Raw genomic sequence first — 381 nt, 5'->3', positions numbered from 1 at the left:
CCTTTTTCCTGTGGCGTGAATAATTTCCTTATAGGCCGGTGAATGTTCAGCTTCCGGCGGCATACAGATAAGAGGAACGGTTTGAACATAGACAATCGCGAAATCACCCTGGAGCCAGCAGACAATGCGCGTCTGTTGAGCCTGTGCGGCCCGTTTGATGACAACATCAAGCAGCTCGAACGCCGTCTCGGCATCGAGATCAATCGCCGCGATAACCACTTTAAACTGACCGGCCGTCCGATTTGCGTCACCGCTGCGGCAGACATTCTGCGTAGCCTGTATGTCGATACTGCCCCGATGCGCGGTCAGATTCAGGATATCGAACCGGAACAGATCCACCTTGCGATTAAAGAAGCGCGGGTACTGGAGCAAAGCGCGGAG

1 pseudogene is annotated in these 381 nt (G+C 54.1%); it reads left to right on the top strand.

Going from position 1 to position 381, the window contains the following annotated elements:
• Nucleotides 1-81 precede the first annotated feature (81 nt).
• A pseudogene (locus GPA22_RS22560) lies at nt 82-381 on the top strand (hypothetical protein); the annotation flags it as partial.

Origin of the sequence: Aromatoleum toluvorans (assembly GCF_012910905.1) — a bacterium.
Lineage (GTDB): Bacteria > Pseudomonadota > Gammaproteobacteria > Burkholderiales > Rhodocyclaceae > Aromatoleum > Aromatoleum toluvorans.
This window is presented reverse-complemented; position numbering and strand designations above follow the sequence as displayed.